Origin of the sequence: Asticcacaulis solisilvae, assembly GCF_052327315.1 — a bacterium.
GTDB lineage: Bacteria > Pseudomonadota > Alphaproteobacteria > Caulobacterales > Caulobacteraceae > Asticcacaulis > Asticcacaulis solisilvae_B.
Map to the genome: position 1 here is coordinate 453,041 of NZ_CP166197.1, position 22,637 is coordinate 475,677.

Genomic DNA, 22,637 nt, shown 5'->3' on the forward strand with positions numbered 1-22,637 from the left:
TCTCCTATTGAAATCGTGCAAGATCGAATTCGACCGGGACGACACCGTCATCGACCATGGCGCCTACCCGCTCGGCGGTCACCGCCGCCAGCGTCAAGCCGAGATGCTGGTGCCCGAAAGCATAGTAGACGGGAAGCCCCTTCGCCCGTCCGATCCCCGGCAGATAGTCCGGCAGGGTCGGCCGCGCCCCCATCCAGCGCGCCGCTTTCGAAGGATCGCCGAACGGTAGGCCAAGGTCGCGGACGTGACGTTCCAGGCGCTGCCATTTGCGCGCATCGGGCGGGGCGTCGGTCTTATTGAGCTCGACGAAGCTGGCCGCGCGCACGCCGCTTTCGAAACGCGTGACGATCATCGAGCGGTCCTCGAAGACGACGGGCGGCAGGCCTTGCGGCCACGACGGCACGACGGATTCGATATGATAGCCGCGCTCGGCCACGATCGGGACGGTGTAACCCAGTCCTTCCATCAACGGCTTCGACCAGACGCCGGCGCAGACGACGGCCGCGTCGGCCTGCGCCGTGCCGACGACCGGGCGGCCGTCTTCGATGCGTAAAGCCGTCACCTCGTCGTGGACGATCTTGCCGCCCCGCCCCGTGAAGGTCTCGGCCAATGTATCGAGCAAGCGGCGCGGGTCGGCGACCTGGCCCGTGCCTTCGAAGCGGATGGCGCCCGCGACCGGTACCGTGGTGAATCCGCGCAACGCCGCCAGCTCCTCGGCGTCGGCCTCGCGCCACGTTGCGGTCCCGGTATCGGTTTCGCGCCAGGCCTTGAGACCGGCGGCCGCCGTCGCAGGCGTTTCCCAGACGACGAAGTGGCCGTCTTCGCGCAGCAAGTCCGCCGCGCCGATATTGCCAAGCCGCCGACGCCAGGCCGGCAGCGCTTCGCCGATCAGCCCCGACAGGGCGGCCTTTCCGCGCGCAAACGTCTCAGGCCTTGCCGCACGCATCAGCCGCAGCGAAAACGGCAGCCATTTCGCAATGCCGGCCGGCGGCAGCGACAGGGCGCCGCCATTGATAAACAATCGCGAGAAGGCCGAGCGAATCATCGCCTGTGAAGCCAGCGGCTCGACCTGTTCGGTGGCGATATGGCCCGCATTACCGTAGGACGCCGCCACGCTGCCCCCCTCCGAACGCTCATAAACCGTGACGGAATGGCCCCGCCCCTGCAGCTCAAGCGCCGCGTTCAGACCGACGATTCCGCCACCAATGATAAAAATGTTCATAAACGATCGTTTCAGGCTTTATTATTGCACCGCCAAAGAATATAGTATACGGTATATCAAGTTAGCAAGACTCAGGAGCGATGTGATGAAAATCGATTGGCAGGGCGTTTTTCCAGCCGTCACGACCCAGTTTAAGGAAGACCTGTCCATCGACGTAAAGGATACCCAGCGCGTTGTCGACGACCTGATCCGCGACGGGGTCACGGGCATCATCGCCATGGGAACGTGCGGCGAGAACAACTCGCTGGAAGCCGATGAAAAGCGCACTCTGCTCAGCGCCATCGTCGAGGTGGTGAACCGTCGCGTGCCCGTCGTCGTCGGCGTTTCCGAAATGACGACGCCGCGCGCCGCCGCCTTTGCCGCTGATGCCGAAAAGATCGGCGCCGACGGCCTGATGCTGCTGCCGGCCATGGTCTATGTGCCGAAGCCCGAAGAGCTGGTTGCGCACTTCACGCAAGTTGCGGGAGCCACAAGGCTGCCGATCATGCTGTACAACAACCCGACCTCGTACCGCGTCAATATCGGCACCGACGTGCTTGAGGCGCTGAAGCCCATCCGCAACATCGTCGCCGTCAAGGAATCGGCCGCCGATACGCGCCGCTTCACCGATCTGTTCAACGCCTTCGGCGATCGCTTTACCCTGTTCGCCGGCCTTGACGACGTGGCTTTCGAAGGCCTGCTGCTGGGCGCGCAAGGCTGGGTTTCGGGACTGACCTCGGCCTTCCCGCAGGAATCGGTCATGCTGGTCAAGGCGTTGAAGGCCGGCGATATCGCGCTTGCCCGAGACATCTACCGCTGGTTCCTGCCGCTGCTGCACCTCGACGCCGAGCACGACCTCGTCCAGTCGATCAAGCTGGCCGAGCAGATCATGGGCCGCGGTTCCGAACGCGTGCGCATGCCGCGCCTGCCCCTGTCGGGCGCGCGCCGCGCCGAAGTCACCGCCATGGTCGAACAGGCGGCGGCCACGCGCCCCAGCCTGAAGATGACGAAAGCGGCCTGATCGTAAGCGTAAGCGTTTCGTTGAAGGGGCGGCAATGCCCCTTCCGTCTCCCCTTCGCCAAGGCTTCGGGGAGCCACCTTCCCCGCTTCGCAGGGAAGGAATTAGACAATAAAATTCCCTTCCTTCCCCGTTTACGGGGAAGGTGGCTGGGTCGGCGTCAAGCCGATCCAGACGGAAGGGGGGTACCGCCCGTAGCCAAAAGCGCTTGCGCTGTTACTTGTATTTATACCGGCCTTCGGGCACCGAGTTCACACCATGCGCCATACCTTTGCCTGCATCGACGGCCACACCGCCGGAAATCCCGTCCGCCTCGTCACCGGCGGCGCGCCGCTGTTACGTGGCAATTCCATGAGCGAACGCCGCCAGGACTTCCTGCAACGCTTCGACTGGATCCGCACCGGCCTGTGCTTCGAGCCGCGCGGCCACGACATGATGTCGGGCGGCTTCCTCTATCCACCGACGCGCGACGACACCGACGCCGGCATCCTGTTCATCGAGACTTCGGGCTGCCTGCCGATGTGCGGCCACGGCACGATCGGCATCGTCACCTTCGCCCTGGAAAACGGCCTGGTCACGCCGCGCGCGCCCGGCAAGCTCAAGCTGGAAGTGCCGGCGGGCGTGATCGATATCGACTACACGTCCGAAGGCAACCGCATCACCTCGGTGAAGATCACCAACATCCCGTCTTATCTGGCCATGACCGGCATCCAGATCGAGGTTCCGGACTTCGGTCCCCTGACACTCGACGTATCCTATGGCGGCAACTACTACGCCATCATCGAACCGCAAGGCGCCTATACGGATCTCGACAATCTGGGCGCCGCACGGATCATCGAGCTGTCGCGCACCATCCGTCAACAGGTCCGCGACGTTTATGAGCCGATCCATCCGCTCAACCCAACCATTCGCGGCGTCAGTCACGTCCTGTGGGCCGACAAGCCGAAGCGCGAAGGCGCCCACGGCCGCAACGCCGTCTTTTACGGCGAACGCGCCATCGACCGTTCTCCGTGCGGCACCGGCACTTCGGCGCGCCTGGCGCACCTTCACGCCACCGGCCGGCTCAAGGTCGGGGACCGTTTCGTGCATGAGAGCTACATCTGCAGCCGCTTCACCGGCCGCGTCGAAGCCGAGGTCGATATAGCTGGCGTCAAGGGCATCATCCCCTCGATCGAAGGGTCTGCGATCGCGACCGGGTTCAACACCATATGGATCGATCGCGAAGACCAGTTCTGGCAGGGCTTCCAAGTACTATAGTGCAGCAAAAAAGGCAGGCCGGAAGGCTTGCCTTTTCGTTATAAAGAACGTTAATTTGTATACGATATAACTGCACTTTCGAGTCGGGGCGCTCTCCCCACCCGTCTACTCAAAGGGTATCGCATGGGCCTGGTCGTTCAGACGCTCTCCGAACAAATCTTCACGCTCGTCCGCGACCGGATCATTTCCGGCCGCCTGCAATCCGACACGCCGATCCGCCAAGACGCCCTGGCCGCCGAACTCGGTGTCAGCAAGATCCCGTTGCGTGAAGCCCTGGCGCGTCTCGAACAGGAAGGCCTTTTGCTGTCGCAGGCCAATCGTGGCTTCTTCGTCCGCCCCCTGAGCGCCGATGAGGCCGAAGAGGTCTATGCGTTGCGCCTGAAGCTCGAACCCGATGCGGTGGCCGAAGCGTCGAAACTGGCCACCAAGGAAGACAAGGCCGTCGCCAAGGCCGCGCTGGAAGCGCTCGACAAGGCGTCGATTTCGGACAAGGCCGCCGTCGGCAAGCTCAACCGCGCCTATCACATGTCGCTGGTCCAGCCGCTCAACCAGCCCCTGACGACGCAGATCATCGAGCGCCTCAACATCATTTCCGAGCGCTATGTCGGCAAGCATCTCGAGCCCGCCGGCCGTGACGACCGCGCGCACAAGGAACACCTGGCCATGCTGGAACTGTGGTCGCAGGGCAAGGCCAAGGATGTCGCTGCCATGATGCACGACCACATCGCCTCGACTCTGGAAGACCTGCGCCGCGAGTTCAAGGGCTGAAACGCCTTGCAATCAAACTGAAAAGGCGGGGTTCGACCCCGCCTTTTTTGTTGTCATTTGGCTTTGCGCAAACGGCTGTTCCACCGTCCGTAGGCGAAATAGAAGACCAGTCCGATCGCCATCCAGATCAGGGTGAATATCTGGCTTTCCTTCGGCAGGCTGGAAAAGATGAAGATGCAGCCGAAGATCGCCAGTCCGCCGGTCAGCCAGAAGACCGGTGTCTTGAAGACGCGCTGCAATTCCGGCTTCTTAACGCGCAGGATGATCATCGACAGGCTGACGGCGACGAAGGCGATCAGGGTTCCGGCATTCGACAGTTCGGCGATCTTCTTCAACGGCACAAAGCCGGCGAAGAAAGCGACGAAGATGCCGGTAATCAACGTAATCAGTGCTGGCGAACCCTTCGAATTGACCTTGGCGACGATGGACGGCAACAGGCCGTCGCGCGCCATGACGAAGAAGATGCGGCTTTGACCATACATCATGACCAGGATGACCGACGGCAAAGCGACGATGGCCGCCCCCCCGACCAGGCTGGCGACCAGCGGATAGCCCAGGCTGCGCAGCACATGCGGCAAGGGTTCTCCGCTGTCGGCGATCTCCTTGAACGGCAGGGCGCCGACCGCGACCGCCGCCACCAGCATGTAGATGATGGTCGACAGGGCCATGGAGCCGATGATGCCGATGGTCAGGTCGCGGCCGGGATTCTTGGCTTCTTCGGCCGAGGTCGAGACGGCGTCGAAGCCGAAAAAGGCGAAGAAGACGACGGCGGCCGCGGCCATGACGCCTGACTTTTCGCCATTGGTCTCATGCGCCAGAAAGCCGAACGGCATAAAGGGATCGTAGTGTCCCGCCTGGATCGCCGGCAGGCCCAGCACGACGAAGGCGCCGAGCGCCACGATCTTGATGATGACCAGCACGATGTTGAGCGTGGCGCTTTCCCGCGCGCCGATCAGCAGCAGGCCCATGACCGCCAGCGACACGAAGACCGCCGGCAGGTTGACGATTCCGCCCGCCGCCGGACCATTGAGCAGCACGGCCGGCAGATGCAGGCCGATCCCCTGCTCCAGCCAGCCGACCAGGTGGGCGGACCAGCCGACCGCCACGGTCGAGCACGCCAGGCTGTATTCGAGGATCAGCGCCCAGCCGACGATCCACGCCAGGATCTCGCCCATCGCCGAATAGGTGTAGGTGTAGGCCGACCCGGCCGTCGGGATCAGGGTCGACATCTCGGTATAGGCCAGCGCCGCGCAGGCGCAGACGATGCCGCACAGGGCAAAGGACAGGATCACCCCCGGTCCGGCGAGGCCGGCGCCGACGCCGGTCAATGTGTAGATGCCGGTGCCGATGATACCGCCGATGCCCAGCGCCATCAGGTGCGGCCAGCTCAAAGTCTTGGCCAGGGCCTTACCGTCTTCGTTGGCCTGGGTCAGAGGCTTAAGCGGTCCGAACAATCCCATACAGTTCCCCTAATTATTGTTGTGTCAGAACGATCGTGGTGGGGGCTGCCGAAAGCGATACGGCATAGGCGCCCTTGTCCTGAGTTACATTTGAAACCATTTTATAGGCACGGGCATTGGCCTTTGTCACGGTGAAGTTGACATAGGCGGTCGGCGTATGTGCGTCCGCCGGATCGAGCGTCAGCTCGACCTTGCCCGACTTCGGATCATAGGCCACGGCCTGCACCTTGCCCGCATCGAGCGTCAGCCACAAGCCCGCCGGCGCGATGAAGACCCGCGTCCGCGCGCTGTCCTTCGGCGCCATGACGACGCGGCCACCTTTCGTTTCGACATTGCCGCCGAAGCCGATCCAGCCGAAACGAGGGTCGTCGACCAGGTAGGAGGCGACGCTGTAGGCGTGGGCGAAGAAGCTCATGCCGTAGTCGCCGCTGATGGCGTCGAAATGCATGGCGTCCGGGAAGGAATGGAAGGCGGCCGAGCCGAAACCGTCCGAATCGACATTGGTCAGGCTGCCCATCAGACCGCCATAGGCGACCTGCAGCAGGTGGAAGTCCGACGGATCGTCGCGGTACGATTCGAACAGCGGGATGGCGTTGTTCGACGAGCCGTAATGGTGCAACTGGCGTTCGATGCGCGACTGCTTGCCGGCATAGAGGAAGTCCCAGAAACGCCGCGCCGAACCGTTATAGCCCCAGTGCGGGATGGTCGGATCGTAGGCCAGTATGACCTCGCGCGTGGCGGTGGCCTTGTCGTCGTGGTGGAAATATTTCATCCAATCATACACTTCCGACTGGCCTGTCGAATCCCATGGCATTTCCGAGCCGAAGGGATAGGGCTCCTTGGCCCACTGGTCGGCGCGGCCCTTCATCAGGGTCTCGATCGTATCGGCGTCTTGCGTCCAGCCCTCGCGCTTCAGGTCGGTCAGGATGCTGACGAAGACATTGCCCTCCATCTGGCCGAACTGCGTGTAATAGGGCGCGTCACGCATCATGGCCTCGATCGTGCCGGTGGCGCGCTTGAGGTAGGTCTGCCACGTGCCCTGTGTCGCCAGCCCGTCGTGGTAGCGCGCGACGCGATACAGGCTCCACCAGGTCGCCGCGGCGTGGACATAGTTGAACGAACGGCCGAGGTCGTCGGCGCCCTCCTTGCTCCACGACGTCCAGGTCGACCAATCCTTCTTGGGATCGTATGTGCCGGCCGGCATGTTTTTCGGGTCGTAATAGAAGATGCTCTTGTGCACCCCGTACTGGTGCTCGCCGTCCGATACCTGGATCTTGCCCCACAGGGTCTGGTTGGCGAAGGTCTCGACCTTGTTCATTTCGTCCGGGGTCGGATTATCGAGCTCTTTCATGGCGGCGGCCAGCCACGACCCCGCCCCGCCCTCATCACTCAGTCCCGACACCCAGACACGCGGATCGTCGGTGACGATCTTCTTCTCGTCGCGGTCATAGGTCATGATCGACGGGCCGCGATGGAACGGGTCGGCAGGATCGTCGAACCACTGTTTCGTCGTCAGGAACTTGCCCATGTCGGCGACGACCTGGCCTTCCGGCTTGGTGACGAGATAGTGGACCGTCTGCACGCTGCCGTCGGCATAGGTGATCGTCACACGCGCACGGCCATCCATCTTGCCGGTCAGGGTGTAGCGCTGCCAGCCTTTCGTGGGCGCGGCTTTCACAACATCGAGCGCACCTGCCGGATAGACGGCGATTGTCTTTACAGCCGACGGGCTTTTGAGGAACAGGTCGGCCGGCATGTCGGTCGGCACGACATATCCCGGCACGCCGACGGCGACGGGACGGCTGTTGGCGGCCAGGGTGTCTTCGATAGCGCGGACCGAGGGCGACAGGACAAAGCGCAGGCCGATGGTACGCGTCTCCCCCACTTTCAGCACCAGGCTCGACGTCTCGTTCCACTGCTGCACACCCTTCCAGTCGGTGTCGGCGAAGCCCTTCGAGGCGACCATCCAGTCGTAGAAGCCTTCGAACACCATGCCGCGCCGCATCGGGTCGTTGTAGATGACGGGGCTTCGGTCTTCGCGATTGGTGCGGTCGAGGATCGGCTTATAGAGCTCGAACGGCGTGTTCTTTTCCGGCACGACCAGCAGCGCCGGGCCGTGGCCGTTCAGCCGCGTGACCTGCAGATAGCCGGCGTCGCGCCCGACATAAGGGTCGTAGAAGGACGCCTGTTCGTGCGCCTGTTCCAGCGTGCGGTCGGCGATGATGTTGTCGAAGATCATCGGCAGGCCGAGGCCGCCGATCTCGACCGCCGTCTTGCCGGGGTTGGAAAGCGTAAAGCGCAGGGTCAGTTGGCCGTGATCGACCGCCCAGACGCGGCTGACGGTCAGCGGAATGCCGTTGAGGCTGGGCGTGATGTCGGCGGCGGCCAGCGCGCCCTTGACCTTCAACGCCTTGACCGGCGCGCGCTTGAAGGCGCTGGAATAGTCGGACCAGGCGTCGACTCCGACCGCACGAACGCGCAGGTCGATATCGCCCAGGCGGTAATAGCCATCCTTGAGGCGCTGGGTGAAGCGGCCGGACGGCGCGAAGTCGAACCCACCCTGCCCCTTGGGCTGGAGCGCGACCAGGGTCTGCGAAGAGTCCTGCAGGCCCACGGTAAAGCCCGCCGCGTCGTAATAGTCGATCCTGGCGTCCGGGCTGTTCCACGGCGTATCGGCGGCGTGGGCCGCGCCGGAAAGCCCGAGGGCGAAAAGGACGGCGAGGACGGAAGCGTTCAGCCTGGGCATGCGATAATCCTGAGCGGCCATCTCGGGCCAAAAGAAAAGCGATCCGCCGGCGCCCGCCTAAAGGCACCCGGCGGATCGAAAGTCTTTCCAGACGGGGTGCCGACGCCAGGGAGGCCCATCGGTCCGATACGTCTGGAGCGCGCAACAAAACCGAGTCGGAAAATCGGACAAAATCCGGTGCCGCCGCGGCCGGCGTCACCTCCAAGGGTAGCGAGGTGACGATAAGGCGACTGTACACGTCCCGTATTGACGGTCAATATAAATTATACGATCTTATACTCAGAGCATTGATGAAAGAGCCACCCATGTCCCGCAAATCCGCCCTTCGCACTCTTCTGCCGGTCGTCGCCTTGCTGGGAATGGCTGCGCTGCCCGCGCACGCTGCACCGCCGACCGGCGGCTGGATCTTCGACGGCGGCCCCGACTTTCCGGGCTTTACCCGCGTTCAGGTGCATAAGGACCATGGCACATATAGTGGTACCGTGACCTCGCACTGGTACGGCGATCTCAAGATGGACGATGTCCGGGTGGATGGCGACACGCTGGTCTTCCACCTGTTCAACGGCAATCCGCGCGTGACCGAGACCGATATCGTGCTCAAGGGCGACGCCAAGGCCGTCCATATGACGGGCAAGCTGTGGTACGCCGACTTCGATATTCCGGCGCATGCCGCGACCAAGACAGCGCTGAAAGCGCTCGATTTCCCGACACATCCCCTCCCCCCGCGCCGCGTGGTAAAACCCCTGGCGCGTGCCGAGACCCCGCCCATGGGCTGGAATTCGTGGAACAAGTTCGCCACCGATATCGACGACAAGACAGTGCGCGAAATCGCCGACGCCATGGTGACGTCGGGCCTGCGTGACGCGGGTTACGTTTATATCAATATCGACGACGGCTGGCAGGGCGCCCGTGACACATCAGGGGTCCTTCAGCCCAATGCCAAGTTCCCCGACATGAAGGCGCTGGCCGATTACGTCCACGCCAAGGGGTTGAAACTCGGCATCTACAGCTCGCCGGGGCCGAAAAGCTGCGCCGGCTACGAAGGCAGTTACGGCCATATCGAACAGGACGCCAGGACCTTCGCCGCCTGGGGCATCGACTATTTGAAATACGACCTGTGTTCAGGCGAAGCCTTCTATCACACGCCGGAATCCGTCTACGCCGTCTACCAGCAGATGGCCGAGGCGATCGCCGCAACGAGGCGGCCGATGATCTTCAGCCTTTGCGAATACGGCCGCTTCGACGTCGGTTCGTGGGGGCGCGACGTCGGCGGCAGTCTGTGGCGCACGACCGGCGATATCGAAGACAAGTACGAGACGATGGCCAAGATCGGCTTCGAAAAGAACGGCGTACCGAACCATACCGGCCCGGGCGGCTGGAACGATCCAGACATGCTCGAGGTCGGCAATGGTGGCATGAGCACGGATGAATACCGCACCCATATGAGCCTGTGGGCGATGATGGCGGCGCCGCTGATCCTGGGCAACGACGTGCGCCATATGACTCCCGAAACGCTGGCGCTGCTGACCAACCCCGAGGTCATCGCCATCGATCAGGACGCGGCCGGCGCGCAAGGCCTCCCGGCGAAAAAGGACGGTACGCGCGAAATCTGGACCAAACATTTGCGCGATGGCTCGACGGCGGTCGGCCTGTTCAACCGCGGCGAGGACGTAGCCAACGTGACGGTGACCTGGGCCGACCTCGGGCTGAAACCGGCCAAGGTGCGCGATGTGTGGGCGAAGTCCGACCTTACGCCCGCCGCCACGCAAACCGTCACCATCCCGCGCCACGGAGCTATGCTGCTGCGCGTGACGCCCTAAAAAATCTCAACGAATTATGCTACTTTCCCTTCTCCCCACTTGAGGGGTATAGCGCCAGCGAAAGTATAGCTTTCGCCAGCGTTGGGTGGCCCGAAGGGACGGATGAGGGGTTCCTGCACCTTCAGCGCACGCATCCTATGACGATTTCCCCTCATCTTGGCCTTCGGGTCTGTCCTCTTTCCATTTGAAGGGCGGAGCGCCAGCGAAAGAAAGGCGCGTAGCGCCAAGGTGAGCGGTAGTGTTAACAGATGCGCGCGCGGAAGATGCCGGATTTACCCCTCATCCGGCCCTTCGGGCCACCTTCTCCCCTATTCAAGGGGAGAAGGAAAAGGAAAAGCCCCACCTTGGAATGCCATATGCGATGGGCCTGCCTCCGATGGGGAGAGGAAAAGTGATGGCAATTTTCGATTTACCTAGCCCTATGGCGCCGGCGGGGTTTCGCCCAGCAGATATTCCGTGAAGAAGTCGAAATGCTTGCGCCAGAAGTAGGGCGTATAGGTGTCGTGCGTCCGGTTGGGCAGGATGACCAGCTCATGCGGCCTGTTCGCCTCGGTCAGCGCCTGGTCGAGCCTGAGCGTCGCGGCGATGGGCACATTGTCGTCGATATCGCCGTGCATGATCATCAGGTGGCCTTTCAGGTTCTTCGCCACCGAGGTGTTGGAATTGCGCTCCCACGTCGCGTCATCGGCCATGCCCATCGACACTTCCGGCCACCACGCCTTATCCAAACGCAGGTCCTGGTTGCCCGAGCTGGCGACGCCGACCTTGTAAAAGTCCGGCCGGCGCAGCACGAAGCGCGCCGTGTCGTAGCCGCCGGCCGAATGGCCGAAGACGCCGACGCGCGACAGGTCGAAATAGGCGTATTTCGCCTTCATCGCCTTCAGCACGTACATATGGTCGTCCAGCCCGACCTCGCCCAGGTTTTGATAGGCGGAAGACCGGAAGGCCTGGCCGCGCTGCGAGGTGCCGCGGCCGTCGATCTCGACGACGATGGCGCCGATCTGCGCCATCGACTCGGCCGGGCCGCCGATGGTGCGGCGGTAGCCATAGTCGATGACGTGCGTCGTCGGCCCGGTATAGACGTATTCGATGACAGGATAGGTCCGCGACGGGTCAAAGCCCTTTGGCCGGAAGATCATGCCGTAGAGCTTCGTCTTGCCGTCGTCGGCCACAGTTTCGAACGGTTCGGGCGCGACAAAGCCGCTGGCCATCAAGGCCGACGGGTCGGCATGGCCAAGCTCCGCGACGATGCGGCCGTCAGCCATATTGCGCAACAAGGTCCGCGTCGGCGACGTCGGGCTCGACATGCGGTCGATAAAGGTCTTGCCGTCGTCGGCGATCGTAACGTCGTGATCGAGCGGCTCCGGCGTCAGGTTTTTGATCGTGGCGTCGAGGCCGACCCGGTAGAGGCTGCGGTAATAAGGATTGACCCCGGCCTCACGCCCGATGCCGGTGATCAGCACCTGGCCAGGGTCCGTGCGCACGATTTCCTCGACCTCCCAGTTACCCTTGGTCAGCGCCTTGCCACCCGACGGATCGGTGCCGTCGGCGACGAAATAGAGCTGGGCCCAGCCGCTGCGTTCCGAGATGACGAGATTGCCTTTCAGCTCCGGCACAGGACGAATCGCCGTCGCCGTGACGGTGACCAGCGGCTTGATCGCTTCGTGCACGGTGATGGTGGCGACATTGGTTTCGGGATCGACCGAATACTGATCGAGTTCGGTATAGCCGCGCTTCTGCCACTGGTACTGAACACGATCGCCGTCCCAGCCGAGATCCGGATCGCCCGGCCACAGCAGCGGCAAGGCCGGTACGTTGAGGAGCTTCGGCTTGACGGTGCCTTTGAGCGCCGCGGCCACATCGATGACAACCGGCAGGACCTGCGGCACCTGGGCGGCGCCCGCCGTCGGATAGACATAGTCGAAGTGGCGCGGAAACTGGCTGCCAAGCGGATTGGGCTGAACGCCGTGCCAGATATAGCTGCCGTTGCGGTCCATGCGGTAGGTCAGGACCCACTTGCCGTCGGGCGACCACTGTGCGCTCACGCGCATCGGCGGCGTTTCGCTGTTGGCGGCGACCATGTCGGCGAACTGCGGGTAATTCATGCCGTAGCGCTGGTCGTAGCCGCCATCGGCGGTCAGCGGCACTTCGCGGCCGGTGGCCATCTCGATCAGCGAAAGATCGTAGCCGTGGTGCACGATTTTGTAGCGGCCGTCCGGCGAGACGACGCCATCGTCAGCGGCCGGAGGCGGCGGCGCCTTGTCGAGGTGTGCGCTCTTCAGGTCATAACGCCACGATGCGTCGCCGGTGCCAAAGGTCAGGACGTTGGCCGCGGCATCATAGTCCAGCGGCATAATCGCCTTGGGGCCCGCCTGGCCGGTGAACGCCGCCACCGCCTGCGCCAGGACGTCGTCGCTGACCAGGTCGCGCCCCTGCCCCGTGCCTGAGTCGGCCAGCACGATCGTGCCGTGCATCCTCGGGCCATGACGATAAAGGACCTGTGCCCCGCCGGTGACGAAGACCGCCCGAAGGTCGAGATCGGTCACCAATTCCCCCACCTTGCCGGTAAAATACGACGCGGCGGTGGCGTAGCGCTCATCGATCGACGGCGGAGCCGCATGAACGGCGGTGGAAAGCGCCAGCAGGCTGCCGGCCACGACAAGACAGGTCGAACGCATCATATCCCTAACCTTCAGGTTTGTGCCTCACCATGTCCGGACTCCGCGGCTTAAGTCAAATATTTTATACGATATACGCACATATTGACTTACAATTGCCCTGCCCTGAATATCGTCCGCAACACAAGGACAAAGCAATGGGCGGCAGCGTGCAAAAGATCGTGGTGGTGGGCGGCGGAACGTCCGGCTGGATGGCGGCCTCTGCGCTTGCGAAAGTCATGGGCACGAAGCGCTACACGGTCACCCTGATCGAGTCCGAGGAGATCGGCACGGTCGGCGTGGGCGAAGCGACGATTCCGACGATCCAGACCTTCAACACCATGATGGGGATCGACGAAAACCAGTTCATGCGCGCGACCAACGCCACCTTCAAGCTCGGTATCCGCTTCGTCGACTGGTCCGCGCCCGGCAGCGACTATTTCCATCCGTTCGGCGTCTACGGCGTCGACATGAACGGTATCAACTTCACCCACTACTGGCTGCGCTACGCTCAAAACGGGGGCTCGAAGGATTTCGGCCTGTTCAATCCGCAGACGATGGCGTCGCGCGCCAACCGTTTCGGCCGCATGTCCGAGATCAATCCGAACGCCCCCGCCGTCAACTACGCCTTCCACTTCGACGCCGGTCTCTACGCGCGGTTTTTGCGCAGCATTGCCGAGGGTCTGGGCGTGGTGCGGCGTGAAGGCCGTATCGTTTCGGTCGAGCAGCATCCTCAAAGCGGCGACATCGTCTCGGTGACGCTCGGCGACGGTGCAACGGTCGCAGGCGACCTGTTCATCGACTGCTCGGGCTTCCGTGGGCTGCTGATCGAGGAAACGCTGAAGACGGGCTACACGGACTGGAGCCGCTGGCTGCCGTGCAACCGCGCCGTCGCCGTACCGTGTGAGCGGGGCTCTGCCCTCACCCCTTACACGACCTCGACGGCGCGCGAGGCCGGCTGGCAGTGGCGCATCCCACTGCAGCATCGCACCGGCAACGGCTATGTCTTTTGCGACGCCTACTTGTCCGAAGCAGAAGCCAGCGACAAATTGATGCAGCGCCTCGACGGCAAGGCGCAGGCCGAACCGCGCGTACTGAAGTTCACGACCGGCCACCGCAAAAGCCAGTGGCGCCACAATGTCGTGGCGGTCGGCCTGGCCAGCGGCTTCCTCGAACCGCTGGAATCGACCTCGATCCACCTGGCGCAGGAAGCCATCCTCATGCTTATCCGTTATTTCCCCAATGCCGGCATATCGGAAACACAGCGCGCCTGCTTCAACCGCGACATGCTGGCGGCCTACGAAAACGTCAAGGATTTCCTGATCGCGCACTATAAGGTGACGGAGCGCGAAGACACGCCATTCTGGAGCTATTGCCGCAACATGGACATCCCCGACAGCCTCGCCTTCCGCATGGACAGTTTCGCCCGCCACAACCAGGCGCTGGTCAAGCCGGACGAACTGTTCAAGGAAGCCAGCTGGTTCGCCGTGCTGGCCGGCCAGGGCCAGATGCCGAAAGGATACCATCCGATCGCCGACAGCATGGCCGAGGACGAATTCCGCTGGCGGATGCAGCGCGTGCGCGAAGGCACGACGGGCATGGTCAACGCCATGCCCCGGCACGACGACTATATTGGCCGGACGTGCGCCGCCGAGATGAGCGGAGCCTGAGCCATGTCTTCAACGCAATGCGTCGATGCCATCGACGGCATGGACCGGCGCACCTTCGAGGCCGATATCCGCATGGCTGGCCGGCCCGTCATCCTGAAAGGCCTGGCATCGCAATGGCCGGCCGTGCAGGCCGCACGGACCTCACCCGAGGCGCTTGGCGCATACCTGCTCAGCTTCGATACCGGCGCCCCGGTGCAGGTTTCGGTCTGCCCGAAGGCGCTGCAAGGACGCCTCTTCTACAACAACGACCTGACGGGTGTGAATTACCAGAACGTCAGCCGTAGCCTGCGCGCCGTCGTGGAGGACTGCCTTTCCGGACAGGACGATGCAATCTATGTACAGGCACAACCCGTCCAGAACGTTCTGCCCGCCATGGCCGGTGACCTCGACATGCCATTGCTGCCGCGCGACGCCCCGCCCCGCATCTGGATCGGCAATACGCTGCGTACCCAGACTCATTTCGATTACACCAGCAATATCGCCGTCCACGTTGCCGGCGAGAAAACCTTTACGCTATTCCCGCCGGACCAGACGGCAAACCTCTATCCCGGCCCGCTGGACCGGATGCCCGCGGGCGTGCCGATCAGCATGGCGTCGTTGGAGGAACCGGATTTCGTTCGTTATCCCAGACTGAAAACCGCGCTTGACCACGCGCTCGTCGCGCACCTGGAACCAGGCGATGCCCTGTTCATTCCTCCCCTGTGGTGGCATCACGTCCAGACGACCGGACCGCTCAACATGTTGATCAACTATTGGTGGAATGACGCCAGGCCTGATCTGGTCGATGCCATGGGCGCTCTCCATGTCGCCGCCCTCGCCTTCAAGGCCATGCCGGCCGCGCAGCGCGATGCCTGGCGGCATATGATGGACTATTTCGTCTTCGAAAGCGCCGGCGATCCCGTCGCCCATTTACCTGAGCACGTCCGGAGCGCCTTCAGCCCTGGCTTGAGCCCACAGGAAATGGCGCAATTCAAGCACCTTCTCTTTGGCCCGCCGAAGCGCTCCTGACGCCGGGGTGATGACACAATCCAGGCGCCAGACGGCTGCCCCGCCGGCTGACCGGCGGGGTTCTTTTTTGCAAGTCCGGATCAGTACCGGAAGCGTGCACCGACCTGAATGGTGCGGCCCTGCAAGCGCGTTTCGGCCGGGTAGTATTTCTGGCCGTAGTAGGCAAGTTCGTTGTTGTTCAGCAGGTTCGAGCCTTCGAGGGTAAAGGTCCACTGCTTGACAGGCGTCCAGGCCAGCGAGGCGTCGAGGCGTGAGGTCGCATCGAATACCGGCGTATATTGCGCCAGCCCGTAGCTCACCTGACCGTAATATTTCGACCGGTAATTATACGCGATACGGGCGTTGAACTTGGGCGTGTCGTAGTAGAGCTGAATGTTATAGGTGTTCTTCGATGTGTACGGCGCCATATTACCAGCCAGCGGGGCAAAGCCCTGATCGCTGAGCGTCGATGCATCCGGATACTCGATCTTGAATATCTGGTTATAGGTAAAGTTCACGGCGCCGCCGAAATTGTGCCAGACGCCCGGCAGGAAATCGAAGAAGCCCTGAGCGTTAAATTCGTAGCCCTGATAGACGCCACGGCCTGCGTTCAGGGTTTCGCCGTATGGGATCGGCGTATCGACACCGAGTTCCGGGAAGCTGCGCAGTTCGTTGTTCTTCCAATAGAAGCTGCCGTCAGGCTCCTTCAGATAGGCGGCAAGCGAGACCACCCCACCACGGCCGAAGTAATATTCCAGCGAAGCGTCATAGTTCGGCCCCTTCATCGGCTTCAGATTGGGGTTACCGCCCCAGCCGCTGGCTGCCTTGCCGGTCGCGTCGTAGTAGATGTGCGCCGTACCTGACATGGCCGAGAAGGCAGGACGCTGGATGCTGTAGGTATAGGCCAGGCGCAGCAGGGTCTTGTCGTTCAGGTGAACCGTGGCGTTATAGCTCGGCATGATGTCGCGGTAGTGACCTTCGACGTCGTCGTTGACGACGCTGGCCGGCACCGTAGTCGTGACGCCGTTCACCGTCGTGGTGTGGGCGTCACGGAACGAGTTCGCATGAGCGGTGCCCTTGGTGGCCGCGACGCGGACGCCGATTACGCCGTCAATCGGGAAGTAGGCCTTGAACGCGTAATTGAACTGTCCGTACCAGGTATTGGAGAATTCGGTTTCGGCGTTCGAGTTTGAGTCGCGGTCCGTTGGCACGTCGGTCGCCCACAGGGAACCCTGGCTACCGGACAGATAGGTGATTACATCACTCCAGTGGCTCAGCAGCGCAGTATTGCTCAGGTGGTAGAAGCCCGGGATGCTGAAGCCGGCGGGTAACTTGGTGTAATCAAGGCTGCTGCCCGTCGGCCAGGCCGAAAGCGCGGCATTGGTGAAGGCATCGCGGTACCCGTTGAACGAATTGCTGAAGTGGCTCGTCAGGCGGTAACCTGCCTGCAGCGAGCGGATCGGGAAGGTGTCGCTGACCGTATAGGTCAGGTCAAGCTGACCGTTCAGATCCCGGCTGGTCGAGTTGTTCTGTTCATTGTGGAAGTTATACATCCGGTAGTTGGCGGGATCGGTGGCGACCGAAGCCTGCGGGAAGGTCACGGTGGCCCGATCCCCGGGGCCGTCGAAATTCACGATCGCGGTATTAAGGCCGAGAACCTTTATATCCTGATAGATGTTGGTCGATAGCACCTCAGTGGTATTGTACTGGATGCTGCCATTCAGTTGTACCCTGTCCTTGTGGTAGTGCATTTCGAAGTTGTTGGTGAACGTCTTCGACGTGTTATGCCAGTACCCCGAAATCAGTTCGTTATAGACCGAATTGTTTCCGGTCGGATCCCAGTCACCGGGCGTGACCGTTTCGGTCTTCACCGTCGCCCCGTCGGCAAACGTCGTAATGGCGTAATTGGGGTTCCAGTCCCCCGACGTCTTCACCGAGATATAGTCGTTTTCAGCCTTCTCGTCCGAGCCGAGGTAGGTGCTTTCCAAAACGAAATCAAGGTTCTCGTTCGGCTTCCACTGGAAGCCGAAGTTCGCGGTCGGCCGGGACTTCACCCCATCCTGGATACCATTCCAGACGCGGTAGGCGGTAACATAGTACGGAGTCTTGGCCGTACCGCACCACGTGTCCGCCCGGTGCAAACAGGCGACGTCCGCTGTATTGCCGTTAAAATATCCGCTCGAATAGAAATACTGCGTCGTTTCGGTCGCCAGGTGCGTTTCCTGGTAGTTGTTGCGCTCGTAACCGAAGTTCGCAAGCCAGCCCATTTCACCGATCGGGGTGTCAAAACGGTCGGCCAGCAGGACGCTGGCGTACGGGCTCTCCTTGTCGCCAAGATTGCTGTACGACATGCGATAGCTGCCCGCCGCCGTAAAACCCTTCGGCAGATCAAGCGGACGGCGCAGTTCGACGTTCACCACCCCGGCCACGCCGCCTTCGACCTGATCGGCGGTGCGGGTCTTGTACACTGTCACCGACTTGATAAGCGCCGCGGGAATGTCGCTGAGCGTCGGCCCCTGGGCGTTACATGCGCCGGTGATTTGTGCGGAATCACATGTATTGCCGTCTTCGAAAGCGCCGCCATTGTGGTTCATCGACCGCATGGCGCCGCCGCCGACCGCATTGCCGTTGATCGTCGTCCCGACTTCCTGGATACCGCGGATGGCCATGTCCTGGCCTTCCCCGTGCTGGCGCGTAATCTGCACGCCGGTGACGTGGGCCAGGGCTTCCGTAACGTTGTTGTCCGGCAACTTTCCGGCATCTTCCGCCGAGACCGAATCGCTGATCTGCTTGTTGCGGCGTTTTTTGTCTGCGGAATCCTTGACCGAGCCGCGGACGCCGCGAACGATCACGACTTCCTGTCCGTTTTCGACCTTGGTTTCGGCCGATTTCGTATCCGCCGGCTTGTCCTCGGCCAGCGCAGGCGCGCACGCCATTGCCGCCACCAAACCCGTGGCCGCCAAAAGGAACGCCTTCCTACTCGTCTTCATTATCATTTTTAAAACCCCAATTAGCCGGACAAATCCTGTGAACCGAGGAGGCCATGAAAACGGCGGGCAGTCAAAATATTTTATACGATATACGTCATTTTTGCGATGAAGACGTGACGGCAGCGGTATCTTGTTGCGCAATTATCACGGCCGGGCCGGGTGGGCGGCTACACGGACTGTTACAATTGCGGCGGTGAAATGTGACAGCCTGCCCTCTTTTCTCGCATGTGCGAGAATGATATAGACAGCGCTGTCATCAACTTTTTGTGTTTCCGAATTCCCTATGAAGACGCTGTTCGACCGCATCGCCGCCGCCCTGGTTACCTTCGGCATGGCCCCCGGTTCCGCCCGCTAACCGCTTCCAACAAAAGAGAGCATTCTCCATGAAAACCTTGTCTCGCTTCGTTGTCCGCCTTGTCGTCCTCTGGGCCCGCGCCCACCGCCTGCCGGTCGTCGACTGACCTTCCGTCGCCGTTTTTCCCTCCGCTCGCGGTGGCCGCTGCGTAACCTGCCATTTATGACTCTGCGCTAACACTTTCTGAAAAGTGCACTCGATTGCACAGGGAAGGTGGTGGCAAAATGCAGCGCAACGGCAAGCAACGGGGGCGCAAGACGCCCTTCATTTTCGTTCTGGGCGGCGGGACCATGACGGGCTTGGCCATACTGGCTCTTCTGGCCTCGACACTGCGGACCGTGGCCGCGACAGGCGGCACCGCAGCCGCCGATACGATCGCATCCCGGATCACCGATATTGCCATCCTGACAGGCGTCCTGGTCTTCCTCCTCGCCGGAACCTGCCTGTATTGCCTGCGCCAGGCTTTCGCCGGCGGGAAACGCCTTCAGGACATATTCCGGCACGCTGACAAGCCCCTGCCCGCTTCGAAGCCGCCTCACGATACCTCGGACAGTGCCCGCGCCGAACGCCAGCAGCTCGACGCCGAGATTCGCTGCGGCCTGATCAATGGCGAGTTCGATGTCGCCTACCAGCCGATCTGCAATGCCGCGACCCACGCGGTCGAGGCCGTCGAAGCCCTGGTGCGCTGGCCACGCCGGCCGGACGGCGAGCTCGGGCCCGACGCCTTTATCGGTGCCGCCGATTCGAGCGGCATCATCCATCGCCTTGGGCTTTTCGTCCTGCAACGCGCCTGTTCGGACATGGCCGACCTCGACACGGTTCGGCTGCACGTCAACATCTCGCCGGTGCAGTTCCGCCATTCCGATTTCGAAAGCCAGGTACAGTCGATCCTGGACGAGACCGGCTTTCCGGCCCACCGGCTGGAGCTGGAAATCACCGAACGCCACATCCTCGAAAACCCGGAACGCGCCCGCGCCGTCATCACTTCGTTGTCGGCCAGGGGCATAGGCTTCTCGCTCGACGATTTCGGCGCTGGCATATCGGGTATCGGTCACCTGCAACGCTTCGGCTTGCGCCGTGTCAAGATCGACCGCGCCCTGGTCGCCACGATCGGCCGCGATCCCAAGGCCGGTGCGCTGTTGACCGGTGCGGTCAATATCGCCCACGCCCTGTCACTCAGTGTCGTGGCCGAAGGCGTCGAAACCGAGGACCAGGAAAAGCTGCTGCGGCTGATCGGTTGCGACCTGCTGCAAGGCTACCGTTTCGGCCGCCCGGCCTATTTCGGCGATATTTCGGACCGGCTGTCGCGCACGGAAAAGGCCGTCCAGGCGATGTGACGGGCTACAGGCTGGCCCAGTCCGGCAGCTTTACCCGCGTCATCCGTCCGTCGCTGACCTTGAGACCCGAAATCTTTCCGGCCTTGAGGCTGCCTTCGACGACGACCTTGCCCGGCGCGTGCAGGCGGAAATCGACATCCCAGTCGCGCGGCCACGCCGGGAACAGGTAGATGTCGTCGTCGACCGTCTGCATCAGCATTTCCTGCAAACCGACCATGCCCGATCCCCCCCAATTGTGGTCGGGCACCCAGTCGTGCCCCGGCCCCCAGAAGGTCGGATAGCGCCTTCCGCTGTCGTCGAGCTTCTGGACGATGCGGCTCTTCGCCTCCTCGGTCAGGCCCAGGCGCGCGCAGAAGATGGCGTCCTGGTGCCAGCTGACATAGTCCTTCTGCTGCGGCGTCTCGACGCCATAGTGCCAGGTGTCGATCGCCACCTGGAGGTCTGGCCGCCCGATGCCGTAGAGGCCGTACGGAAAGACGGGATAGAGCTGCGGTATCTCGACATTCTGTATGCGGTCGAAGACCTCGGCCGGCGCGATCGTCAGGTGGCCCTGCATGGTGCGCATCGGCAGCGGCGGCAGGCGTTTCAGATAGTCGCGATAATAGGTGCGGCGGCTGTCGTCGAGATAGGACGCCGGCAGGCCGAGCACGCGCGTGATTACCGTCTTCAACGCCGAGATCGTCACGACCGAGTTCAACGTCATCTTGTAGGTTTCGATGGCGCTGCCCGGGAAGAAGACGAGATGGCCGTTGTCGTCGACGGGCTTGCCCTTCATCAGCATCGTCTGCTTTGTATAGTGCTCGTCGAAGAAGGTCAGGCAGCTTTCGATCAGCGGCATATGGCGCGAAATATCCTCGCCCGCGAAGCGTTCGACGTCGAGCATCATCAGGCAGAATTCGAAGACGGTATCCCAGATGCGGTCGACCCAGGCATTGTCGTCGACGCCAGGTTCCTTGCTGCCTGCCTGCCCCCAGAAGCGCCGCCAGCCGTATTCGAAGCCGCACGGCAGGCCGAAGCTTTCGATCTGTTCGGTGAAGCTGGCGCCCTTGTGTCCCCAGTAGACTTCCGTGCGCAGCTCGGCGTTTTTCAGCGCGCGGTCGTAGAAGAGGAACTGTGCGTCCATCATATCGAAGTCGCCGCTTTTCAGCATCGGCCAGTAGACCAGGCGCTGGTTCTGCGCCGTGAAGATGCCGCCGCCCCATTTGCGGAAATCGGGGCTGAGCGTGAGCGTGGGATCGACGAATTGCGGATCGACGGTGAAATTGCCGCCGTTGAACTTGGTGGGATAACGCCCATAGGCGTTCGTGCCCAACTGATAGCGGAAGAGCTGGTAGTTGCGCCCGATGCGCCAGCCGGTGTCGGCTGCGCCCTTGCCCGGATTGACGCGGATATGACTGCGATCCTGGAAGGCCTGCCACCATGTCTGCGTCTTGCGCCGGGCATCGGCCTTGCCCGCCAGCGACCTGGCGGCCAGGGCTTCGATACCGGCACGCCATTCGGCTTCATCGCGTGTATTGGCGACGTGGCAGTGGATACGCACCTCATGGCGGCGGCGCGGTTTGGCGCTTTGCAGGCGGTACGCCGTGAAGTCGGTGCTGGCATAGCGCCCGGTCGTCGTCCCGGCGCCGACCATGTCCTGGCCGCGTACCAGTACGCCGAAGGTCAGGCCCGCCAGCGGATTCCACATCTGCGCCTTGACGCCTTCCAGCCCCTGTTGCTTGACCAGCAGGTCGAAGACCGTGTCGGTGTCGCGGTTGCGGTGGACCGAGATTATATCGGCGCCGTCGAACGCGGTCTTGTCGGCAAAGGCCGTCGGCACGACCGGCGCGTCATCGTAACTGCGATGCATGCCGACTTCTTCAAGGGTGTAGGGCCGGTCGGCGGTCCGCCAGGTTTCATAGCGCGCGACCAGCTTGACCGGCTGGGCGCTGTCGATATCGACGTGGATGACGGGCGAGAAGACGTCGACCCAGATCGTCACCTTCGTCCCCTGCCCGCCTTCGATCGTCACGTGGCCGCGGTCGAGGTCGAGCGATTGCTTGAAAGGCTGGCCGTCGGCGAACGGCTTGGGCGTCAGCTTGAGGCGGATCCGCCCGAGCTTCAGGTAGGCATTGGTCTCGTCGAAGGCGCCGCTGCGTGACACGTAGAACAGGACGTCGCCGTCCTCGACCCAGACATTGAGGCCGATGTCGCCGCCGCCGCACGGCATCGATTCAAGCGCATTGCGGCTCTGCGACGTCCAGACGGGGTTATAGGGGTTGGCGGCGGGCGTTTCGGCCCGTGCCGGAACATGCGCTGCTATTGCCCCGGCGGCTGCCAGACCTGCCATGCCCCTGCGCGTCACTCGTGTCATGCCGTCCTCCGGAGTCGT

At 62.5% G+C, this 22,637-nt stretch carries 13 protein-coding genes; 7 read left to right on the top strand and 6 right to left on the bottom strand.

The window, feature by feature from the left end; translation table 11 throughout:
• Nucleotides 1–4: 4 nt before the first annotated feature.
• A complete protein-coding gene (locus tag AB8717_RS20905) occupies nucleotides 5–1,222 on the bottom strand; it encodes an NAD(P)/FAD-dependent oxidoreductase (protein ID WP_443750971.1) in 1,218 nt (405 codons plus the stop codon).
• A gap of 85 nt (nucleotides 1,223–1,307) precedes the next feature.
• Between AB8717_RS20905 and AB8717_RS20910 the strand changes: the two genes are divergently transcribed.
• From AB8717_RS20910 to AB8717_RS20920, 3 genes are all read left to right on the top strand, one after another.
• Nucleotides 1,308–2,222, top strand: coding sequence for a dihydrodipicolinate synthase family protein (locus AB8717_RS20910; RefSeq protein WP_443750972.1), 915 nt, complete (start codon nucleotides 1,308–1,310; stop codon nucleotides 2,220–2,222).
• 255 nt (nucleotides 2,223–2,477) lie between these two features.
• Nucleotides 2,478–3,476: a 4-hydroxyproline epimerase gene (locus tag AB8717_RS20915; protein ID WP_443750973.1), complete on the top strand. Its 999-nt coding sequence runs from the start codon at nucleotides 2,478–2,480 to the stop codon at nucleotides 3,474–3,476.
• A gap of 123 nt (nucleotides 3,477–3,599) precedes the next feature.
• Nucleotides 3,600–4,244 (top strand): GntR family transcriptional regulator, encoded by a 645-nt coding sequence (locus AB8717_RS20920; protein ID WP_443750974.1) that lies wholly within the window; start codon nucleotides 3,600–3,602, stop codon nucleotides 4,242–4,244.
• 53 nt (nucleotides 4,245–4,297) lie between these two features.
• On the opposite strand, the gene AB8717_RS20925 is transcribed toward AB8717_RS20920, so the two are convergent.
• Complete coding sequence (locus tag AB8717_RS20925; RefSeq protein WP_443750975.1) at nucleotides 4,298–5,704, bottom strand: amino acid permease; 1,407 nt, start codon at nucleotides 5,702–5,704, stop codon at nucleotides 4,298–4,300.
• 13 nt (nucleotides 5,705–5,717) lie between these two features.
• Complete coding sequence (locus AB8717_RS20930; RefSeq protein ID WP_443750976.1) at nucleotides 5,718–8,450, bottom strand: DUF5695 domain-containing protein; 2,733 nt, start codon at nucleotides 8,448–8,450, stop codon at nucleotides 5,718–5,720.
• A 305-nt stretch (nucleotides 8,451–8,755) separates the two neighbouring features.
• Here AB8717_RS20930 and AB8717_RS20935 point away from each other — a divergent pair, with 305 nt between their 5' ends.
• Nucleotides 8,756–10,270, top strand: coding sequence for a glycoside hydrolase family 27 protein (locus tag AB8717_RS20935; protein WP_443750977.1), 1,515 nt, complete (start codon nucleotides 8,756–8,758; stop codon nucleotides 10,268–10,270).
• 419 nt (nucleotides 10,271–10,689) lie between these two features.
• Here the strand turns inward: AB8717_RS20935 and AB8717_RS20940 are convergent, their stop codons facing one another.
• Nucleotides 10,690–12,951, bottom strand: coding sequence for a prolyl oligopeptidase family serine peptidase (locus AB8717_RS20940; RefSeq protein ID WP_443750978.1), 2,262 nt, complete (start codon nucleotides 12,949–12,951; stop codon nucleotides 10,690–10,692).
• Between the two features lie 134 nt (nucleotides 12,952–13,085).
• Here AB8717_RS20940 and AB8717_RS20945 point away from each other — a divergent pair, with 134 nt between their 5' ends.
• Nucleotides 13,086–14,597, top strand: a complete 1,512-nt coding sequence (locus AB8717_RS20945; protein ID WP_443750979.1) for a tryptophan halogenase family protein — start codon at nucleotides 13,086–13,088, stop codon at nucleotides 14,595–14,597.
• Between the two features lie 3 nt (nucleotides 14,598–14,600).
• Nucleotides 14,601–15,605 carry a cupin-like domain-containing protein gene (locus tag AB8717_RS20950; protein WP_443750980.1) on the top strand — a complete coding sequence of 335 codons (1,005 nt, stop codon included), beginning with the start codon at nucleotides 14,601–14,603 and terminating at the stop codon, nucleotides 15,603–15,605.
• A gap of 80 nt (nucleotides 15,606–15,685) precedes the next feature.
• On the opposite strand, the gene AB8717_RS20955 is transcribed toward AB8717_RS20950, so the two are convergent.
• On the bottom strand, nucleotides 15,686–18,574 hold the full coding sequence (locus tag AB8717_RS20955) for a TonB-dependent receptor (protein WP_443750981.1): 2,889 nt from the start codon (nucleotides 18,572–18,574) through the stop codon (nucleotides 15,686–15,688).
• A gap of 579 nt (nucleotides 18,575–19,153) precedes the next feature.
• On the opposite strand from AB8717_RS20955, the gene AB8717_RS20960 reads away from it, so the two are divergent.
• Entirely contained in the window at nucleotides 19,154–20,266 is a 1,113-nt protein-coding gene (locus AB8717_RS20960) for an EAL domain-containing protein (protein WP_443750982.1), read from the top strand.
• A gap of 4 nt (nucleotides 20,267–20,270) precedes the next feature.
• Here AB8717_RS20960 and AB8717_RS20965 read toward each other — a convergent pair whose 3' ends face one another.
• Nucleotides 20,271–22,619 carry a DUF5703 domain-containing protein gene (locus AB8717_RS20965; RefSeq protein ID WP_443750983.1) on the bottom strand — a complete coding sequence of 783 codons (2,349 nt, stop codon included), beginning with the start codon at nucleotides 22,617–22,619 and terminating at the stop codon, nucleotides 20,271–20,273.
• Nucleotides 22,620–22,637: the final 18 nt, after the last annotated feature.